The following is a 19,017-nucleotide window of genomic DNA, read 5'->3' as shown; positions in this document are numbered from 1 at the left end:
CATAAGGAGCTGCGGACGATACTCCGCATTCGTAAAAAATGAAGGAAAATACAAGTATGAATGAAAAGGTCAGGCTTGAGGAGCTTCAGCTCCCGCAGGACCTGAAAAAGCTTTCTCTCACTCAGTGTTCCGCACTCTGCAAGGAGATACGCAATATTCTTATCTCGACTGTTTCAAAGACAGGCGGACATCTTGCGTCAAATCTCGGCGCTGTGGAGCTCACAATGGCTCTGCACCGTAATTTCAACTCTCCCGAGGACAAGATAGTATGGGACGTGGGACATCAGTCCTATACCCATAAGATACTCACGGGCAGACTTGACAAGTTTTCCACGCTGCGTCAGGAAAACGGAATATCTGGTTTCCCCAAGCCCGAGGAATCGCCGCATGACACGTTCATAAGCGGTCACAGCAGCACCTCTGTTTCAGTAGCCTGCGGCATTGCCGAAGCTATGAAGCTCCAGGGCAAGGACAACTATGCGGTGGCTGTCATCGGCGACGGAGCAATGACGGGCGGTATGTTCTACGAAGCTATAAATAACTGCGGAAGAGACAGGAGAAGCAATCTTATAGTTATCCTTAACGATAATAATATGTCTATTTCCAAGAGCGTTGGTTCGCTCTCTAAATATCTTACTTCCCTGAGAAATACGGAGAAGTACCTCAATACCAAGCGTGCTGTTGAGAGAGGTCTCGGCAAGATACCTCTTGTGGGAACAAGTGTGGCAAAGGGTATCAAAAACGTAAAGGATTCTGTAAAATCCAACATTCTCGAGCAGAGTACGATGTTTGAGGATATGGGCTTTATTTACCTCGGCCCCGTTAACGGCCACAGCCTTTCGGAGCTCGAAGAGGTAATTCATATGGCGAAGTCCTATCATCAGCCTGTTTTCATACACGTCAAGACCGTAAAGGGAAAGGGATATCGCCCTGCTGAGGAGAATCCAGGCGAATACCACGGTATCTCTAAGTTTGACATAGCTACTGGAAATCCCGAGGTAGCGGCCGCCGACAGCTATTCCACTGTTTTTGGCAGGGAGCTTGTAAAGCTTGCCGACAAAAACGATAAGCTCTGTGCCATAACTGCCGCTATGAAGTACGGTACGGGACTTCAGTTCTTCCATTTCAAGTATCCCGACAGATTTTTCGATGTCGGTATCGCCGAGCAGCACGCCGTCACATTCGCGGGAGGACTTGCTTCTATGGGAATGATACCTGTTTTTGCGGTATATTCCACATTCCTGCAGCGCTCATACGACCAGCTCATACATGACGTTGCTATCGGAAAGCTTCATGTAGTTCTCGGAGTTGACCGTGCAGGCATAGTCGGTGAGGACGGCGAAACTCATCAGGGACTTCTTGATGTTCCCATGCTTACTTCCATACCGAATACTGTGGTTTATTCGCCCTCATGCTACATGGAACTGAAAATGTGCATGAGAAAGGCGATATACGAAGATAAAGGACTTGCTGCGGTGCGTTATCCCCGCGGTGCTGAAAAAGTCGAATTTGACCAGTCGGACATCACCGAGGACTGGCTTTTCAAACAGGTATGCGGCAGCGAAACTCTTATCATCACATACGGCAGGCTCTATAATGAAGCCTTCAAGGCGCAGAAAAAGCTGCTGAAGGAGGATATAAGCTGCGATATACTCAAGCTCACAAGGATACATCCTCTTGACGGAGAGCTTGGCAGCAAGATAGTTCAGTATAAGAGAGTAGTATTCTTCGAGGAGTCAATGGGCGAGGGAAGTATTTCCGAAAAAGTCGGGGATATGCTCTCCGAACTCGGTTACTGCGGCGATTACAGCAGAGTGACAGCCGACGGTTTTGTAAAGCAGGCTTCCGTGAAGTCATGTCTTGAAAAACTGGGACTTACAAGCGGAAAAATGGTCTCATACATCAGAAACAGGAGACAAAACGATGCCGAGGCTTGACATAGAGCTCGTTTCAAGGGGACTTGCAAGGAGCCGCGAACGTGCAAAGGAAATGATACGTTCGGGAAGCGTTTCCGTCAACGGAAAAACGTCAAAGAAACCCTCAGACGAGGTAACGTTGGACGACGAGATAGTTTCCTGTGAGAATGACGCATATGTGGGCAGAGGCGCTCTGAAGCTTGAAAAGGCGGCGGAAGTATTCGGACTTGAATTCAGCGGCATGACCTGCCTTGACATAGGAGCTTCAACAGGCGGCTTTACCGATTTTATGCTACAGCGCGGAGCTGCAAAGGTCTACGCTGTTGATGTCGGACACGGACAGCTTGCGGAAAAGCTCAGGAGGGACGCAAGAGTCATCAATATGGAAGGAACTGACATACGCGAGCTCGATTCCGTGGACATAGGCGGAAATGCGGATTTCATATCTGTAGATGTTTCGTTCATATCCCTTACGAAGATACTTCCCAAGGTATATGAGCTCCTTGCGGACGGAGCAGCCGCAGCAGTGCTCATCAAGCCGCAGTTCGAGGCAGGCAGGAGCGATATCGGCAAGCACGGCATAGTTAAGGACAGAAAAGTGCATCTGCGCGTTCTTTCGGAGATCGACAGCTTTGCACGGTCAATAGGCTTTATGACGGAAAAATATACATATTCTCCTGTGCGCGGCGGCAGCGGCAACATAGAATACCTCGTCAAGCTGCGCAAAACAGTGGGAGAACCTGCAGTACACGATTTTAAGGAGCTTATAGACAGCTCATTCAGTAAACTTTAAGGAGTGCGTTTATGAAGGCAGCATTGTACCCTAATTTTCAGAAGCCCAATGCGCTCAGCTGCGCCCGCGAGGCCTGCGATGTGCTTGCGGAATGCGGTATAGAGGTCTCGGTAAGCGAGATATTCAGGAATGATTTTTCGGATAAGCCTCATATCAGGTTCGAGGATATCAAGGAGTCGGCAAAAACTGCTGACGTTGTGCTTGCAATAGGCGGCGACGGAACTATCCTGCGCTGTGCGAAGCTTCTCATCGGCAGCGATACAAAGCTTCTCGGCATAAATACGGGAACTCTCGGCTTTATGGCAGGTCTTGAAGCCGACCAGCTCGACAAGCTCAGTCTTCTGACTACGGGAGAGTTCGACATATCTCAGCGCATGACCCTTGATGTGGTATATCACAGCGAGGACGGTGATATAACGGCTACAGTGCTCAATGAAGTATCCGCGCGCTCTGGCAGCTTCCGCATATGTGATTTCGAGGTATATTCCGACGATTACCTTGTCGGCAGATACAGAGCGGACGGAGTTCTTTTCAGTACTCCATCGGGTTCCACGGCATACGCCCTGTCGGCAGGAGGCCCTGTTATCGAGCCTGACCTTGAATGTATTGAAATGACGCTGATATGCCCACATTCCCTGTTTTCAAGGGCAACGCTCTTTTCTCCGGGAAGAAAGCTTCGACTTGAGGATACGACAGTACGTGATGACAGCATGGTGATAAATGTTGACGGAGAGCATTTCATAAGTCTGAGAAAGGGCGACAGTATAGAGATATGCCGCGGAAAGAACGATATCAACTTCATAGATATCATCGGCAATTCTTTCCATGAGTCCCTTTGCAAGAAGATGTGCAAGCCCATAAAGTAAGGAGAGCGGTCCGATAATGAAAAATCGCAGACATGAAGCAATACTCGAAATAATCACGGAGCAGCCTGTTGCCACGCAGGAGCTCCTTATCAGACTGCTTGCTGAAAAGGGCATAAAGACCACGCAGGCTACGCTTTCCCGTGATATACAGCAGCTCTCACTTGTAAAACAGAGGGACGAGCACGGAATTTACCGTTACTCTCTGCCTGCGGCGGCAGTAGCCGAGAAGTCACTGTTTGAAGAGGCGGTAGTCTCTGTTGACTATGCAATGAACACAATAGTCCTCAAATGCCGTGCAGGCATGGCGCAGGGAACCTGCGCTGCCATTGACTCTGTTGAGCATGAGGGCATTGTCGGAACTATAGCAGGCGATGATACGATATTCATACTTGTCCGCAGTGAAGCAGACGCAAAGAAGCTCTCAAAGAAATTTCGCAGCGAGCTTTTTCCGAGGAGGTAACAGCTCAGAATGTTAAAAGAAATATACATCCGCAACCTTGCTGTTATCAGAGAAGCGGTCATTCCGCTGAATGAAAAGCTTAATATTTTCACAGGCGAAACAGGCGCAGGAAAATCCATTCTTATAAACGGCATAAATGCCGTTCTCGGTCAGCGCTGCACGAAAGACATAGTCCGTACAGGCTGTGATAAGGCAGAGATAACTGCCCTGTTCACGGAGCTTTCCGATGAAGTGTGCGAAAAGCTCGATGAACTTGGAATATCCCACGACGGCGGAGAGATTACGGTTACACGTGAGATAAGCGCAGACGGCGGCAGTGTTTCGCGTATCAATCAGAGGACAGCGCCGGTTTCACTTCTCAAAGAAATAGGCGGGATGCTCATAAATATCCACGGACAGCATGATAATCAGATACTTCTTGACAGCGACAGGCACTTGCAGATACTTGATGATTTCGGCGGTGACAATACACTTCTTAACGAATACAGAGTTACTTTCCGCGAACTGCAGCAGACTGCGCGCAGGCTCGGAGAGCTCAAGAAGCTGGAGCAGTCCCGTGTTGAGAGAAGTATTTACCTTAACGGCATAATCGACGATATCGGGGAGCTTGAGCTCCGCGAGGGCGAGGACGAGGAGCTTGAAAAGGAGTATGAGGCTGCCAGAAACTCAGAAAAGACCATAATTGCAATAAAAAATGCAGTTAACGCCATTACGGGCGAAGAAGCTGCCAATGATATGATTGTATCGGCGGAGACCGAGATATCAGGCTATACCGAACAGGACAAGCAGCTCAATACCCTTTACGAGCGCCTTTCTGCGGCTGAGATAGAGCTTTCGGACATAGCTTCGGAGCTTGAAGCTCTTGCTGAAAAGGTGGAGCTGGACGGTCAGCGTCTTGAGTACCTAGGCACCCGTCTCAGCAGTATCAACAAGTTAAAACGAAAGTATGCGGCGGACTGTAATGAGCTGATAAAGCTCTACGACGACGCCTGCCGCGAGATAATACAGTTTGAAAGCTCGGACAGCGAGATAAAGGAGCTCACGGCAAAGCGCGAAGAGCTGCTCCATAAGGTCACCGAGCAGGCGAAGGCTCTTTACGAATACCGTGAAAAGGTGGCGGAGCGCTTTACGGAGCGCGTTACCGCAGAGCTTGAATTTCTCAATATGGAAGGCGTAATAATAGAAGTGCGCCACGAAAAGGGAAAGCTGACCGTAAACGGCATGGATTCTGCGGAATTTCTTATTTCCGCAAACAAAGGCGAGGAGCCAAGACCCATATCAAAAATAGCTTCGGGCGGCGAGCTTTCAAGGATAATGCTTGCGCTAAAAAGCGTTATCGCGGACAAGGACTCTATCCCAACGATGATATTCGACGAGATCGATACGGGAGTAAGCGGAAAAGCCGCTCAGAAAATAGGTATAAAGCTCCGTGAGATAGGAAAAGTTCGTCAGGTAATATGTGTTACCCACCTTTCGCAGATAGCTGTTATGGCTGACAATCATCTGCTTATCGAGAAACAGATAGTTGACGACCGCACAGAAACTCACGTTATGCAGCTTGATATGGACGGAAGAGTTTCCGAGATAGCGCGTATCATGGGAGGCGACGCCCCGAGTGAGCTCATGCTCGACAACGCACGTGCGGAGATCCAAAAGGCAGCCGGACTGTAATGGAGGCACTGATTTGAAGATATACATGACCAGACATGGTCAGACAGCATACAACAAACAGGAAATAATCCTTGGTACGACGGATATCCCGCTGGACAGCACGGGGGAGATGCAGGCGGAGGAGCTTGCCGAAAAAGCGGCTGCTATGGGAGATATCGACATAATGATAGTATCGCCCATGAAACGTGCGATTCAGACTGCCGAAACTGTGGCGAGAAAGTGCAGGATCAGCATTATCACCGATGATAGGCTCCGCGAGTGGGACTACGGCGAATTTGAGGGAAAGCCGCGTACAGCTGAAGGTTTTGCCGACAATAAGGTGAATTTCGGCGTAAAAATGGGGAAAAGCGGTGAATCACTGCTTCAGCTGGCCCACAGAGTTTACTCGGCTCTTGATGACATTATCGAAAAGTATCACGATAAAAATGTTCTTATAGTGTGTCACGGCGGAGTTTGCCGTGTTATAGAAACTTATTTCAACGATATGACAACTGAACAGTTTTCAGGCTGGTTCATTGATAACTGCGGACTTATAGAATATAATACCGACTGACAGGAGGGGATGACATGAAAATAGGCGTTGACTATTATCCCGAACAATGGGACAGATCAATGTGGCAGGCAGATTCAGATCTTATGGCGAAAACAGGAGTTAAGCTTGTCAGGCTGGGGGATTTCGCATGGTCGCGCCTCGAACCCCAGGACGGGCAGTTCAATTTCCAGTGGCTCGACGAAGCGATAAACTGCTTTACGCGTCATGCGATCGGAATAGTTTTATGTACTCCCACGAACTGTCCTCCGCAATGGATGTATGAGACCTATCCCGATATTATACGCTGCGGTCCCGACGGAGAGCGCATACAGACAGGCATAAGAGGGCACAGGTGTATAAATGCGCCCATGTTCCTTTATTATGCAAAGCGCATAACAGAGGCAATGGCAAGGCGTTATGCCAACAATCCCGCTATCGCCGCCTGGCAGATAGACAATGAGATAGAAGCCTATCCTTGTACCTGCGAGGTCTGCCGCGGACAATTCAGGGACTGGCTCCTGGATAAGCATGACAGCCTTGAAAACATCAATGCAGCTTTCGGAAACAGTGTCTGGAGCGGCGAGTACAGCGATATTTCACAGATCAAGCCGCCGACTGCCTATCCAAAAAACTGGCAGAACCCTGCACTATGCCTTGAATTCGGCAGATTTGCCTCGGATTCCGCGGCTAAATTCGTAAATGATATGGCTCAGATCATAAAGCGCGAAAATCCGAGAGCCAAAGTGACCACAAATATCTGTTTCAGTGCAGATCAGCCTGATTTTTACAGACTTTTTGACTGCCTTGATTTTGCTTCATATGATAATTATCCGCCTGTAGTTCTGTCGGATAGCGGCGAAAAGCAGGTATCCCATGCCTTTGAGCTGGATATGATACGCGGCGTCAAGCAGAAGAATTTCTGGATCATGGAGCAGCTCAGCGGCGCAACAGGAAGCTGGACATATATGTCTCCGACTCCGAGACCGGGGCAGATAAAGGGCTTCGCTATGCAGGCTATGGCTCATGGAGCTGATACCGTAATGTTCTTCCGCTGGCGGACTGCCAATAAGGGCGCAGAGATGTTCTGGCACGGACTTATTGACCACAGCAATGTTCCGTCGCGGAGATTCATTGAGTTTGCCGACCTGTGCCATACAGCTCAGAAGCTCAGCGTTATAGAGACTACCGAACTCGTTTCGGAGGTGGCTGTACTCTATTCGCCCGATTCGCAGCGAGCTTTCGGCATACAGCCTCAGACCGAGGGCTTTGACTATATCGGTCAGCTGAGAGCTTTCCATTCCGCGTTCACTCGCTACGGAGTAAATGTTGACGTTATACAGCCTTCAGCCGACCTTACCAAGTACAAGGCTGTAATTGCTCCTGCCATGTATATTTACGAGAAAAATGCAGCTGAAAACATCTACCGCTATGTCATAAAGGGCGGAACTGTGGTTATGACTGCACGAAGCGGAGTTAAGGATCAGTTCAACAACTGTATCCCTGAGCCGCTCCCCACGGTCTACAGGGAGATGATCGGAGCAGAGGTAAAGGAGTACGACCCGATAGGCGATCATGAGCAGACTATTACAGATTTTGCAGGAAACAAATTCAAATGCAGTCAGTGGTGCGATATACTGGAGCTCAACACAGCCCGTGCCTATGCCGAATACAAGGACAGCTTCTACAGCGGCAGCCCTGCGGTCAGCATGAACCGCTATTGCAGCGGAGTTGCTTACTATGTTGGAACGGTCTGCGATAAGGAGTTCTATGAGAGCTTTGCGGGAAACATTATGAAGCAGACAGGCATACCGCGCCTTAAAGATCTTCCGAAGGGCGTTGAGGTAACTACCCGTACAAACGGACTTGACGATTATGTTTTCTTCTTCAATAATTCGGGCAAGGACGCGGAGATTGAGCTCCCGAAGGCTATGTACAGCATAATAGACGGCGGCGACAGGGAAAAGTTCACTTTAAAGCCGTTTGACATGGAAATTGTCAGAAAGTAGGTATAAATGAGGATAGTTTTGCAGCGTGTGACTTCCGCCAGCGTGAAAGTGGACGGAGAAGTCGTGGGAAGTATAGGAAAAGGCTTTCTTCTCCTTTTCGGAGTGGGACATGAGGATACAGAGGAGGAATGCCGCAGACTTGCGGATAAGATAGCAGGACTGAGGATCTTTTCAGACGAAAATGACAAGATAAATCTCGACCTGGAAGCTGTTGACGGCTCGCTCCTTGTAGTTCCGCAGTTCACACTGTATGCGGATTGCCGCAAGGGTAACCGTCCGAATTTCATACAGGCTGCAAAGCCTGAGAAAGCCAACGAGCTTTACGAGTACTTTGTGGATTATCTCCGCAGTAAGGGAAAACGCGTAGAAACAGGCTCTTTCGGCGCGGATATGAAGGTGGAGCTCCTCAATGACGGTCCGTTTACACTTATACTTGAATAAAACTGCAGGTCCGTGTGGATTCACGGACCTGTTTTTTATGCCGTTCCGGGAATATGCATAAAAGCTGAAATACCGTCAAAACTTCCTTTGAGGTGATTATATGGTACGGAAGCGCGGAGAAAACGGCGTTATTATACTCACGGCGCTGTTTTTCACGGCATTTGTCATACTTATTTTCAGGTATTACAGCATAGCGTGGCAGCAGAAAAATGTTTCGGCAGCGCAGCTTGAGCATACTTTTACAATAGAAGTGGGAAAAACACAGGGAACGATCTATGACCACGACCTTAAACCTATAATAAACTCGGAAAAGGAGCTGAGAGCCGTTGCTGTTCCTGCTCTGCTGGACTGTGACAAAACAGCGGAATATGCCATTGATAAGGAGAGTTTTTACAAGGAATTTGAAAACGGGAAGCCATTTGTGTTCAGATGCAGCGATAAAACCCTTGAATCCGATGGACTTACGGTCTTTGAAGTGCCTGTTCGTTACTCACGTACTCAGAAAGCGCAGCATATTATCGGTTATCTGTCCGAGGGCAGGGGAGCTGACGGCATTGAATACTCCTATGATTCGATACTAAGGAGCAATTTCCCGGTCAACAGTGTTTCCTACACTACTGACGGATTCGGGCGCATATTAACGGGCGGCAGCAAGGAGGTCCTGCGGACAAACGCTTACAAAAGCGGAGTTGTCCTGACGGTAGACGGGGAGATACAGGATATATGCGAAAAATGCGGAAGTGGGATAGATACGGGAGCCATAGTATGCGCTGACATAACAAACGGCGATATACTTGCAATGGCGAGTTTCCCCGATTATGACCCGGAAAACATTGAAGCAGCGCTGAAAGACGAAAGAAGTCCACTTATTAACCGTGCCCTATATTCTTACAGTGTCGGTTCTGTTTTCAAGCTTGTGACAGCTTCCGCGGCACTCGAACAGGGACTTGGAAAGCATATGTATGACTGCAGCGGAAATATTGATGTTGAGGGAAGGAACTTCAACTGCCACAAGCTTGACGGACACGGTTTGCAGGACATGGCGGGGGCAATGACAAATTCTTGCAACACCTATTTCATAGACCTTGCAAGGAGTCTTGATATTAAGGAATACAGGCGTATGGCGACATATCTCGGTTTCGGCAGGGAGGCTCATCTTTGCTCGGGGATTATAGGCTCGGGAGGAGTCCTTCCTACTGAAAAGGAGCTGTCTGTGCCTGCCGAGCTGGCGAACTTTTCATTCGGACAGGGAAAGCTCACGGCAACTCCGCTGCAGATAACGCAGCTGACCTGCGCCATAGCGAACAAAGGAAAAATGCCGATACTAAGACTGATAAAAGGTCTGACTCCCGACGGTGAAAAGCCCGTAGTAGAGAAAAGACCTCAGATATCGGAGGTAATGAGCGAAAAAACTGCGGAAAAGATAAGCGACATGATGGTTCTTGCAGTCAGGGAAAACAAGCGTTCAAAAGCTAAAAGCCGCAAAGTCAGTGTAGGAGCAAAGACCTCCACGGCTCAGACGGGACATTATAACGATGACGATGAGGAGCTCTGCCATGCGTGGATAACAGGTTTTTTCCCTGCCAAAGAGCCGAAATACGCGGTTACTGTCCTTATTGAGAACGGCGGATACGGAAATGACGCAGCAGCTCCCGTTTTCAGAGAGATAGCCGAAAAGATAACGGAACTCGGCAAAAAGGTGAAAAATAACGAAACTTCCGAGCGCATATAGACAAAAATCAAAATTTATGCTACAATATATCTAACTTGCGAGCGAGGTGAAAAGGCATGAAAAACATAACTATCGGCATAACTGCACACGTTGATTCGGGAAAGACCACTCTTGCCGAGGCTATTTTATATAAAACAGGCGTTATTCGTAAGCTCGGAAGAGTTGACAACGGAAATTCGGCGCTTGATACCAACTCTATCGAGCGAGAAAGGGGTATCACCATTTTTTCGTCTCAGGCAGAGTTTACTGTCGATGATGTGCGCTTTACCTTGCTCGATACTCCAGGACACGTTGATTTTTCATCTGAGACCGAGCGAACAATGCGTGTCCTTGATTATGCAATACTTGTAATCAGCGGTACAGACGGAGTTCAGAGCCATACCCATACCTTATGGAAGCTTTTGCAGAAATATGAAGTCCCTGTTTTCATTTTCGTAAATAAAATGGACCTTATAGGAGCTGACAAAAGTGCTCTTATCAGTAAGCTTCAGGGCAGATTATCCCCGAACTGCGTTGATTTTTCAGGAACCTCCAATGATATTGCCGAAAGCTCGGCTTCATGCTCGGAGGCTCTCATGGAAAAATACCTTGCCGACGAGTCGGTAAGCCCGGATGATATCGCAAAAGCCATAAGAAACAGAGAAGTATTCCCGTGCTTTTTCGGCTCCGCGCTTAAAACAGAGGGTATCGACGGGTTCATCTCCGTTCTGCGCGAATATACTGCCGAACCTCAGCGCGGCGAGGATTTCGGCGCAAAGGTGTATAAGATATCCTACGACGCAAAGGGAACACGTCTTACTCACATGAAAATAATGGGCGGACAGCTCAATATGCGCGACGAGATCACATATACAGACACGGATGGAAATGAAAAAAGCGAAAAGATAAGCTCGATAAGGTTCTACACCGGAGAAAAGTTCAGAAATGCAGAAACGGCATATGCCGGAGAGGTGTGCGCTGTGACAGGTCTTGCTGACACCTTTGCAGGTCAGGGAATAGGAAGTATCAGGAATTCCGAAAGAGCTTATATAGAGCCTGTAATGACTTACCGTGTAATTATACCTGCCGAAAAGAACATCTATGACGCTCTAAGAGATATGCGACGTCTTGAGGACGAGGATCCTCAGCTCCATATTGTATGGAACGAGCAGAACCGAGAGATACATATCCAGCTCATGGGAGCTGTTCAGCTTGAAGTCCTTACAAGGGAGATATCCGAGAAATTCGGCTATAATGTGGAGTTCTGCGACGGAGCCGTTGCTTATAAGGAGACAATTCGCTTTCCCGTTGAGGGTGTGGGACACTATGAGCCCCTGCGTCATTATGCAGAAGCTCATATACTTCTTGAGCCTCTCCCCACAGGCAGCGGACTGGTCTATGATACGGTATGCTCCGAGGACAAGCTTGACAGGAACTGGCAGAGGCTTATTCTCACCCATTTGAGCGAGAAAACGCATATCGGCGTGCTTACAGGCTCGCCGATCACCGATATGAAGCTTACCCTCGTTGCAGGAAAGGCTCATCTGAAGCATACTGAGGGCGGAGATTTCAGACAGGCTACCTATCGTGCTGTAAGGCAGGGACTCAGAAATGCAGAGTCTGTGCTTCTTGAGCCCTATTACGAATATGAGCTGGAAATTCCGACTGAAAACGTTGGTCGGGCGCTTGCAGATCTGCAGTATATGTCGGCAGAGTTCGGAAGTCCCGAAACTGCCGGTGAAATGTCAGTGATAAGTGGAACAGCACCTGTTTCAGAGCTCAACAGCTACCAGAAGGACGTCATCGCATACACACGCGGCAGGGGAAGGCTATCACTGAATATGTGCGGCTACAGGGAATGCCATAATGCTGAAAAAGTCATAGCCGAGACAGGCTACGACTGCGACGGAGATATCGAAAACAGCGCAGATTCCATATTCTGCTCCCACGGGGCAGGCTACAATGTCAGGTGGAACGATGTATATGAGCATATGCACCTTCCGCTTGCCTCCGATACCGATGATGACGGGGAAACCGCCGAGGAGAAGTCGCTCAAAGTAGCGAAATATATCGAAAAAGCCGTAAGCGATGAAGAACTCATGGCGATCTTCGAGATGACATACGGTAAAATAGACCGCGAGCCAAACCGTGCATTCAAAAAGACTAAGGCTGTGAATATTGAGGACAAAAATATTCGGCTCCCGAAATATGAGGGACCTGATTATCTTCTCGTTGACGGCTACAATATCATTTTTTCATGGGACGACCTCAAAAAGACTGCGGAAGAAAACCTTGACGCCGCAAGGGGAGAGCTAATACACAGAATGTGCAACTATCAGGGCTACGCAGGCTGTGAGCTCATACTCGTTTTTGACGCATATAAGGTCAAGGGCAGGCACAGAGACGTGGAAAAGTACTGCAATATCAGTATTGTATACACTAAGGAGTCGGAAACTGCGGATACGTACATAGAAAGAGTAACACATACCCTGTCAAAAAATCACAGGGTTCGTGTTGCCACCTCCGACGGCGTCGAGCAGATGATCATTCTCGGAAACGGAGCAATGAGGATATCGGCTTCCGAGTTCAGGAAAAGGTGGCTTGCAGCCGAAAACGCAATAAAAGAGTATATTGGCTCTATGAAATAGCAATAAAAGACTTGCATAACGCAGGTCTTTTTGTTTTATCTTTACAGTAATTTGTTTAATATAAAAAATAAATATAAAATTTAGAAAAATACTGGAAATTTCTGATTCAATATGATATAATTGTCTTTGATTGGATTTTTTGCAGGAATGCAATGATCCTTGTTCCCTTTTCGGGAAACAATGTATATTTTTTCTGCTATGCAGATTTATATTTTGAGGAGGCTTGTACATGAAAAAAGTGCAACTGACAGAAACCGTTTTACGTGATGCCAATCAGTCGCTGATGGCTACACGTCTTCCATATGCGGACTATGAGGGTATCCTCTCCGATATGGACAAGGCAGGTTACTATTCTATCGAGTGCTGGGGCGGAGCTACATTCGATTCATGCCTGCGTTATCTTGGCGAAGATCCGTGGGAGAGACTTCGCAATCTCAGAAAGAATCTTCCCAATACCAGACTCCAGATGCTTCTCAGAGGTCAGAACCTCCTGGGCTATAAGCACTATCATGACGACGTGGTTGAGAAGTTCGTAGAGCTCTCGATAAAGAACGGTATCGACGTTATCCGTATTTTCGACGCTCTCAATGACTTCAGAAATATTGAGACAGCTCTCAACGCTACAAAGAAGTACGCTACAGAAAAGACTATAGCTTCCGGCTGTATCTCTTACACACAGAGCCCTGTACATACAGTAGAGAAGTACATCGAGATGTGCAAGGAGCTCAAGACAATGGGCTTTGACACTATCTGCCTCAAGGATATGGCAGGTACAATGTCTCCATACGAGGCTGAGCACCTCATCAAGGGAATCAAGGACGCTATCGGTGATATGACTCTCATTCTCCATACTCACTGCACGACAGGCATGGCTTACATGACTCTTACAAAGGCTATCGAGTCGGGTATCGACGTTATCGACTGTGCTACATCCTGTTTCTCAGGCGGTACTTCACAGCCTTCAACAGAGACAATGTACTACGCTCTCAGCCAGTATGGCATCGACAGCGGTCTCAATGAGGAGATCATCAATAAGGTCAACGATTACTTCAAGCCAATCAAGCAGAAGTACATCGACAACGGACAGCTCAATCCGAAGAGTCTTGCTACTGACGCTCAGGCTCTCGTATATAAGGTTCCGGGCGGTATGCTCTCAAACATGATCGCAAACCTTACAGATATGCACGCAATGGATAAGTTCGACGACGCACTTGCCGAGATCCCGAAGGTAAGAGCTGATATGGGCTATCCTCCGCTTGTTACACCTCTTTCGCAGATGGTCGGAAATCAGGCTGTAACAAACGTACTTGTCGGTGAGAGATACAAGAACATCTCAAAGGAGATAAAGAACTACATAAAGGGTGAGTACGGTAATCCTCCCGCACCTATCGCACAGGAGCTCGTTGAAAAGGTACTCGGCGACGGCGAGGCTGTTGACTGCCGTATCGAGGATCAGAAGCGCACAGGCGAGGAGTTCACAGCTGCAAGAGAAGCTCTCGGCGATCTCTGCCGCAGCGAGGAAGATGTAATGAGCTACATCTGCTATCCCGATCAGACAATAAAGTTCCTCAAGGATCGTAAAGCCAAGGAAGAGAACGAAGCAGTTTATACTATCGAGGCTATGTAAGGAGGAAGAAAAATGTTTGATAATGCGATTCTTTCTGCCGCTGCTGAAAACGTAAAAGAAATGTCTATCGGAGATGCTGCTGTTACAGCTATTTTTGGATATGCTGTAGTATTTGCGGGACTTGTTATCCTTATGATACTGCTCTACTGCACAGGTGCATACTTCAAGTCGAAGGATGCAAAGGCTAAGGCTGCCGCAGATGCAGCTAAAGCAGCAGCACAGAAGGAAGCTCCTGCACAGCCTGAGACAAAGGCAGAAGCTCCGCTGGCACCAGGTTCAGCAGGTCATGTTAAGCTCTTTGACGTTCCTGATAAGGAAGCTGCTATGATAATGGCTATAGTTGCCGATAAAATGCAGAAGCCGCTCAATGAGCTGCACTTTATTTCCATTAAGGAGGTCAAATAATCATGAAGTATAAAGTTACACTTAACGGTAAGACATACGAAGTAGAGGTAGAGCAGGGAAAGGCTGTTCTTCTCGATGAATATGAGGCACTTGCTCCCGCACCGGCCGCTGCCGCTGCACCGGCTGCTGTCGCTGCTCCTGCTGCCGCAGCTGCTCCTGCACCTGCACCGGCTGCTCCCGTAAACCTTGCAGCAGGCGAGACTGTTACAGCTCCTATGCCAGGCAATATTATCAGAGTTGACGTTGCACAGGGCGACACAGTAAAGGCAGGACAGATACTCGTTATCCTCGAAGCTATGAAGATGGAGAACGAGATCGTAGCTCCTAAGGACGGTACAGTTGCTCAGGTCGTTACAAGCAAGGGTTCAGTTGTAGATACTGGCACTCCTCTTGTTGTTATAGCATAAGGAGGGCACATAGATGGATATTCTTGAGACCCTGAAAACTTTGTGGACCGATTCGGGTTTCCAAAGCTTTTTCGTTGACGGGGGCTGGAAGAATCTTATCATGATATTCATATCATGCGTTCTTCTTTACCTCGGAATAAAGAAGAAGTTTGAACCGCTTCTTCTCGTAGGTATCGCATTCGGTTGTCTGCTCGTAAACCTTTCGTATTTCGGTGCAGATTCTACCGATGCTCTTTATCACCTTGATCTGTGGGACAACTTCCTCGATCACGATCACCCTGATTATCACAGCTATGGCGCGATCATGCGTAACGGCGGACTTCTCGATATCCTTTACATCGGCGTAAAGGCAGGTATCTACCCGTCACTCATATTTATGGGCGTCGGAGCTATGACAGATTTCGGTCCGCTTATTTCAAACCCGAAGAGCCTTCTCCTCGGAGCTGCCGCTCAGATGGGCGTATTCCTTGCATTCTTCGGAGCTGTTTGCCTTGGATTTACTGGTAATGAAGCAGCTTCCATCGGAATCATCGGCGGTGCCGACGGTCCTACAGCTATCTTCCTTACAACAAGACTTGCTCCTCATCTTCTCGGACCTATCGCTATCGCAGCTTATTCCTATATGGCGCTTATCCCTATGATACAGCCCCCGCTCATGAAGCTTCTCACAACAAAGAAGGAAAGAGAAGTCAAAATGGAGCAGACCCGTGTTGTATCAAAGACAGAGAAGATCATTTTCCCTGTAATCGTTGCAATGTTCGTTATACTTCTTCTCCCGTCAACAGCTCCTCTCGTTGGCTGCCTTATGCTCGGCAACCTCTGGAGAGAGTGCGGAGTTACGGAGAGACTTTCAGATACAGTACAGAATGCTCTTATGAACATAGTAACTGTATTCCTCGGAATCTCAGTCGGTGCAACAACAGCTGCCGAGCGTTTCCTCTCGCTTGAGACTATCAAGATAATCGTTCTTGGACTTACAGCATTCTGCTTCTCAACAGTGGGCGGACTTCTTGTCGGAAAGATCATGTATAAGCTTTCAGGCGGCAAGATCAATCCTCTTATCGGTTCCGCAGGCGTTTCAGCCGTACCTATGGCAGCCCGTGTATCACAGATGGAAGGTCAGAAGGCAAATCCTTCAAACTTCCTTCTCATGCACGCTATGGGACCGAACGTTGCAGGCGTTATCGGTTCAGCTATCGCAGCAGGATTCCTGCTTGCAGTATTCAAGTGATGATTCACTGTAGTTTATAAATTATATAAAGTCATGGAATTTTGTGAAATATCAGAATTCTATGACTTTTTTGCTGACATGGTGCATCATATTATGTATAATCATTTCAGAAATGCAAATAAGGAGGTTGTGACATGAGCTTTTTTACGTTTGAGGGCAAAAATATATATTACGAGGAGTTCGGCAGCGGAAAGCCCTTGCTTTTTCTGCACGGAAATACGGCTTCATCAAAAATGTACGGCGAGATATCAAAAAGATATGTTCCATACTTCAGGGTAATACTGATAGATTTTCTCGGACACGGGAACTCTGACAGACTCAGTGAATTTCCTGCTGATCTTTGGTTTTTTGAAGCACAGCAGGTCATAGCTTTCCTGAGATACAAACACTATGAAAAAGTTAACATAATTGGCAGCAGCGGCGGAGCGCTCGTTGCGTTAAATGTGGCTTTGGAAGCTCCCGGGCTCGTTGAAAAGGTCATTGCCGACAGCTTTGAGGGAGAAAAGGCTGACAGAAGATTTAATGACAATCTGTTTTCAGACAGGGAAAAAGCCATGAATGATGAAGGCGCAAGAGGCTTCTACGCCTATATGCACGGAGATGACTGGGAGCAGATTGTTGTCAATGATACATCGGCGGTCATAAGGCACGGAAACGAGATAGTCAGCTTTTTCCACAGACCGCTTTGCGGGCTTAAAGCTGAGATATTGCTTACTGGCAGCAGGAAAGACAGTTTCATGTACAGCATTTCCGATAATTATTACGAAAAAGTATACGGTGATATGCTTGAACAGATACCAAACGGCAGAATGTACCTCTTTGAAAACGGAGATCACCCTGCTGTCATTACCAACTCCGACAGCTTTTATGACCTCAGCATGGATTTCTTTTCGTAGAACAGGGCATTTTTGATATATTATGCTCCGTAACAAAAAGTTTTCATGTTTAAGATGAAAAATATTGAGGAAATGCTTGCAAAATATCTTGAAATAGTGTAAAATAGAAATGTACGTTGTTAATATTATAACAACATCAAATTATGTAATTTATTATAACGAAAGGATGTCATACCCATGGCAGGATTAAACAAGGTTACAGTAGAAGACATTAACGTTAAGGGAAGAAAGGTTCTCGTCAGAGTTGATTTCAACGTTCCTATGAAGGACGGCGTTATCACAAACGATAACAGAATCCAGGCAGCTCTTCCCACTATCAATAAGCTCGTTGAGAACGGCGCAAAGGTAGTTCTCTGCTCACATCTCGGCAAGCCGAAGAACGGTCCCGAGGCTAAGTTCTCACTTGCTCCCGCAGCTAAGAGACTTGGCGAGCTTGTTAATACAAAGGTTACTTTTGCTGCTGACGATACTGTTGTAGGCGAAAATGCAAAGAAGGCAGTTGCTGCAATGAACGACGGCGAGATCGTTGTTCTCGAGAATACTCGTTTCCGCGGCGACGAGGAGACAAAGAACGGCGAGCAGTTCTCAAAGGAGCTTGCTGATCTTATCGACGGCGAAGTATTCGTTATGGACGCTTTCGGTTCTGCTCACAGAGCACATGCTTCAACAGCAGGCGTTACAAAGTTCGTTAAGGAAACTGCTGTAGGTTACCTCATGCAGAAGGAGATTCAGTATCTCGGAAATGCAGTAGAGGTTCCTGAGAGACCTTTTGTTGCTATCCTCGGCGGCGCTAAGGTAGCTGACAAGCTCAACGTTATCTCCAACCTCCTTGAGAAGTGCGATACACTTATCATCGGCGGCGGTATGGCTTATACATTCATAAAGGCACAGGGCGGTTCTATCGGTAAGTCACTCGTTGACGAAGAAAAGCTCGATTACTGTAAGGAAATGCTCTCAAAGGCTGAGAAGCTCGGCAAGAAGATCCTTCTTCCTGTTGATACAGCTATCGCAGGTTCATTCCCTGATCCGATCGACGCAGAGATCTCAGTAGACTATGTTGACGCTGACAAGATCCCTGCTGACAAGATGGGTCTCGATATCGGCCCCAAGACAGCTGCTATCTTCGCAGAAGCTGCAAAGTCTGCAAAGACTGTTGTTTGGAACGGACCTATGGGCGTATTTGAGAACCCCACACTCAAGAAGGGTACAGTTGCTGTATGTGAGGCTCTTGCACAGGCTGACGCAACAACTATCATCGGCGGCGGTGACTCTGCAACAGCTGCTATCCAGCTCGGCTTCGCAGACAAGATGAGCCACATCTCAACAGGCGGCGGCGCTTCACTCGAATACCTCGAGGGTAAGGTACTCCCGGGCGTTGCAGCTATCGCTGAAAAGTAATCATATCAA

Annotated in this window: 16 protein-coding genes; all 16 read left to right on the top strand. The window is 47.6% G+C overall.

The genetic code is table 11. The features are described from left to right. The first annotated feature begins 56 nt into the window (after positions 1-56). The 16 genes from dxs to pgk all read left to right on the top strand — a co-directional run bounded on the left by dxs (position 57) and on the right by pgk (position 19,008). Positions 57-1,937, top strand: a complete 1,881-nt coding sequence (dxs, locus tag IKW96_RS03480; protein ID WP_296570301.1) for a 1-deoxy-D-xylulose-5-phosphate synthase — start codon at positions 57-59, stop codon at positions 1,935-1,937. Beyond that, positions 1,924-2,709 (top strand): TlyA family RNA methyltransferase, encoded by a 786-nt coding sequence (locus IKW96_RS03475; protein WP_296570299.1) that lies wholly within the window; start codon positions 1,924-1,926, stop codon positions 2,707-2,709. The genes dxs and IKW96_RS03475 overlap by 14 nt, the downstream gene beginning before the upstream one ends. An 11-nt stretch (positions 2,710-2,720) precedes the next feature. After that, the gene (locus IKW96_RS03470; protein ID WP_296570296.1) at positions 2,721-3,575 is read left to right on the top strand and encodes an NAD(+)/NADH kinase; all 855 of its coding nucleotides are present in this window, start codon (positions 2,721-2,723) and stop codon (positions 3,573-3,575) included. A gap of 16 nt (positions 3,576-3,591) precedes the next feature. Next, positions 3,592-4,035: an arginine repressor gene (gene argR / locus IKW96_RS03465; protein ID WP_296570294.1), complete on the top strand. Its 444-nt coding sequence runs from the start codon at positions 3,592-3,594 to the stop codon at positions 4,033-4,035. Positions 4,036-4,044: 9 nt separating this feature from the next. Further along, positions 4,045-5,706, top strand: coding sequence for a DNA repair protein RecN (recN, locus tag IKW96_RS03460; protein ID WP_296570292.1), 1,662 nt, complete (start codon positions 4,045-4,047; stop codon positions 5,704-5,706). A 13-nt stretch (positions 5,707-5,719) separates the two neighbouring features. Then, positions 5,720-6,259, top strand: coding sequence for a histidine phosphatase family protein (locus tag IKW96_RS03455; protein WP_296570290.1), 540 nt, complete (start codon positions 5,720-5,722; stop codon positions 6,257-6,259). A gap of 14 nt (positions 6,260-6,273) precedes the next feature. Further along, a complete protein-coding gene (locus IKW96_RS03450; protein ID WP_296570288.1) occupies positions 6,274-8,244 on the top strand; it encodes a beta-galactosidase in 1,971 nt (656 codons plus the stop codon). 6 nt (positions 8,245-8,250) lie between these two features. After that, the gene (gene dtd / locus IKW96_RS03445) at positions 8,251-8,685 is read left to right on the top strand and encodes a D-aminoacyl-tRNA deacylase (RefSeq protein ID WP_296570286.1); all 435 of its coding nucleotides are present in this window, start codon (positions 8,251-8,253) and stop codon (positions 8,683-8,685) included. A 100-nt stretch (positions 8,686-8,785) separates the two neighbouring features. Next, positions 8,786-10,417, top strand: coding sequence for a penicillin-binding protein 2 (locus tag IKW96_RS03440; RefSeq protein WP_296570284.1), 1,632 nt, complete (start codon positions 8,786-8,788; stop codon positions 10,415-10,417). Positions 10,418-10,473: 56 nt separating this feature from the next. Further along, the gene (locus IKW96_RS03435) at positions 10,474-13,044 is read left to right on the top strand and encodes a translation factor GTPase family protein (RefSeq protein WP_296570283.1); all 2,571 of its coding nucleotides are present in this window, start codon (positions 10,474-10,476) and stop codon (positions 13,042-13,044) included. A 229-nt stretch (positions 13,045-13,273) separates the two neighbouring features. Then, the gene (locus IKW96_RS03430; RefSeq protein ID WP_296570282.1) at positions 13,274-14,671 is read left to right on the top strand and encodes a pyruvate carboxylase subunit B; all 1,398 of its coding nucleotides are present in this window, start codon (positions 13,274-13,276) and stop codon (positions 14,669-14,671) included. 12 nt (positions 14,672-14,683) lie between these two features. Next, positions 14,684-15,076 carry an OadG family transporter subunit gene (locus tag IKW96_RS03425; RefSeq protein ID WP_296570281.1) on the top strand — a complete coding sequence of 131 codons (393 nt, stop codon included), beginning with the start codon at positions 14,684-14,686 and terminating at the stop codon, positions 15,074-15,076. A 2-nt stretch (positions 15,077-15,078) separates the two neighbouring features. Continuing rightward, the gene (locus IKW96_RS03420; protein ID WP_296570280.1) at positions 15,079-15,483 is read left to right on the top strand and encodes a biotin/lipoyl-containing protein; all 405 of its coding nucleotides are present in this window, start codon (positions 15,079-15,081) and stop codon (positions 15,481-15,483) included. 13 nt (positions 15,484-15,496) lie between these two features. Then, positions 15,497-16,714, top strand: coding sequence for a sodium ion-translocating decarboxylase subunit beta (locus IKW96_RS03415; protein WP_296570278.1), 1,218 nt, complete (start codon positions 15,497-15,499; stop codon positions 16,712-16,714). Positions 16,715-16,848: 134 nt separating this feature from the next. Beyond that, positions 16,849-17,610: an alpha/beta fold hydrolase gene (locus IKW96_RS03410; RefSeq protein ID WP_296570277.1), complete on the top strand. Its 762-nt coding sequence runs from the start codon at positions 16,849-16,851 to the stop codon at positions 17,608-17,610. Between the two features lie 177 nt (positions 17,611-17,787). Next, positions 17,788-19,008, top strand: coding sequence for a phosphoglycerate kinase (gene pgk / locus IKW96_RS03405; RefSeq protein WP_296570275.1), 1,221 nt, complete (start codon positions 17,788-17,790; stop codon positions 19,006-19,008). The last annotated feature ends 9 nt before the right edge of the window (positions 19,009-19,017 follow it).

Source organism: Ruminococcus sp., from assembly GCF_017549005.1.
Lineage (GTDB): Bacteria > Bacillota > Clostridia > Oscillospirales > Ruminococcaceae > Ruminococcus.
The sequence above is the reverse complement of the archived record's forward strand: the minus strand, read 5'-3'. Positions and strand labels throughout refer to the sequence as shown.

Bases quoted from the DNA above. Each gene is read 5' to 3' on its own strand.
- dxs (WP_296570301.1), top strand. From the start codon at position 57: ATGAATGAAAAGGTCAGGCTTGAGGAGCTTCAGCTCCCGCAGGACCTG.
- IKW96_RS03475 (WP_296570299.1), top strand. From the start codon at position 1,924: ATGCCGAGGCTTGACATAGAGCTCGTTTCAAGGGGACTTGCAAGGAGC.
- IKW96_RS03470 (WP_296570296.1), top strand. From the start codon at position 2,721: ATGAAGGCAGCATTGTACCCTAATTTTCAGAAGCCCAATGCGCTCAGC.
- argR (WP_296570294.1), top strand. From the start codon at position 3,592: ATGAAAAATCGCAGACATGAAGCAATACTCGAAATAATCACGGAGCAG.
- recN (WP_296570292.1), top strand. From the start codon at position 4,045: ATGTTAAAAGAAATATACATCCGCAACCTTGCTGTTATCAGAGAAGCG.
- IKW96_RS03450 (WP_296570288.1), top strand. From the start codon at position 6,274: ATGAAAATAGGCGTTGACTATTATCCCGAACAATGGGACAGATCAATG.
- dtd (WP_296570286.1), top strand. From the start codon at position 8,251: ATGAGGATAGTTTTGCAGCGTGTGACTTCCGCCAGCGTGAAAGTGGAC.
- IKW96_RS03440 (WP_296570284.1), top strand. From the start codon at position 8,786: ATGGTACGGAAGCGCGGAGAAAACGGCGTTATTATACTCACGGCGCTG.
- IKW96_RS03435 (WP_296570283.1), top strand. From the start codon at position 10,474: ATGAAAAACATAACTATCGGCATAACTGCACACGTTGATTCGGGAAAG.
- IKW96_RS03430 (WP_296570282.1), top strand. From the start codon at position 13,274: ATGAAAAAAGTGCAACTGACAGAAACCGTTTTACGTGATGCCAATCAG.
- IKW96_RS03425 (WP_296570281.1), top strand. From the start codon at position 14,684: ATGTTTGATAATGCGATTCTTTCTGCCGCTGCTGAAAACGTAAAAGAA.
- IKW96_RS03420 (WP_296570280.1), top strand. From the start codon at position 15,079: ATGAAGTATAAAGTTACACTTAACGGTAAGACATACGAAGTAGAGGTA.
- IKW96_RS03415 (WP_296570278.1), top strand. From the start codon at position 15,497: ATGGATATTCTTGAGACCCTGAAAACTTTGTGGACCGATTCGGGTTTC.
- IKW96_RS03410 (WP_296570277.1), top strand. From the start codon at position 16,849: ATGAGCTTTTTTACGTTTGAGGGCAAAAATATATATTACGAGGAGTTC.
- pgk (WP_296570275.1), top strand. From the start codon at position 17,788: ATGGCAGGATTAAACAAGGTTACAGTAGAAGACATTAACGTTAAGGGA.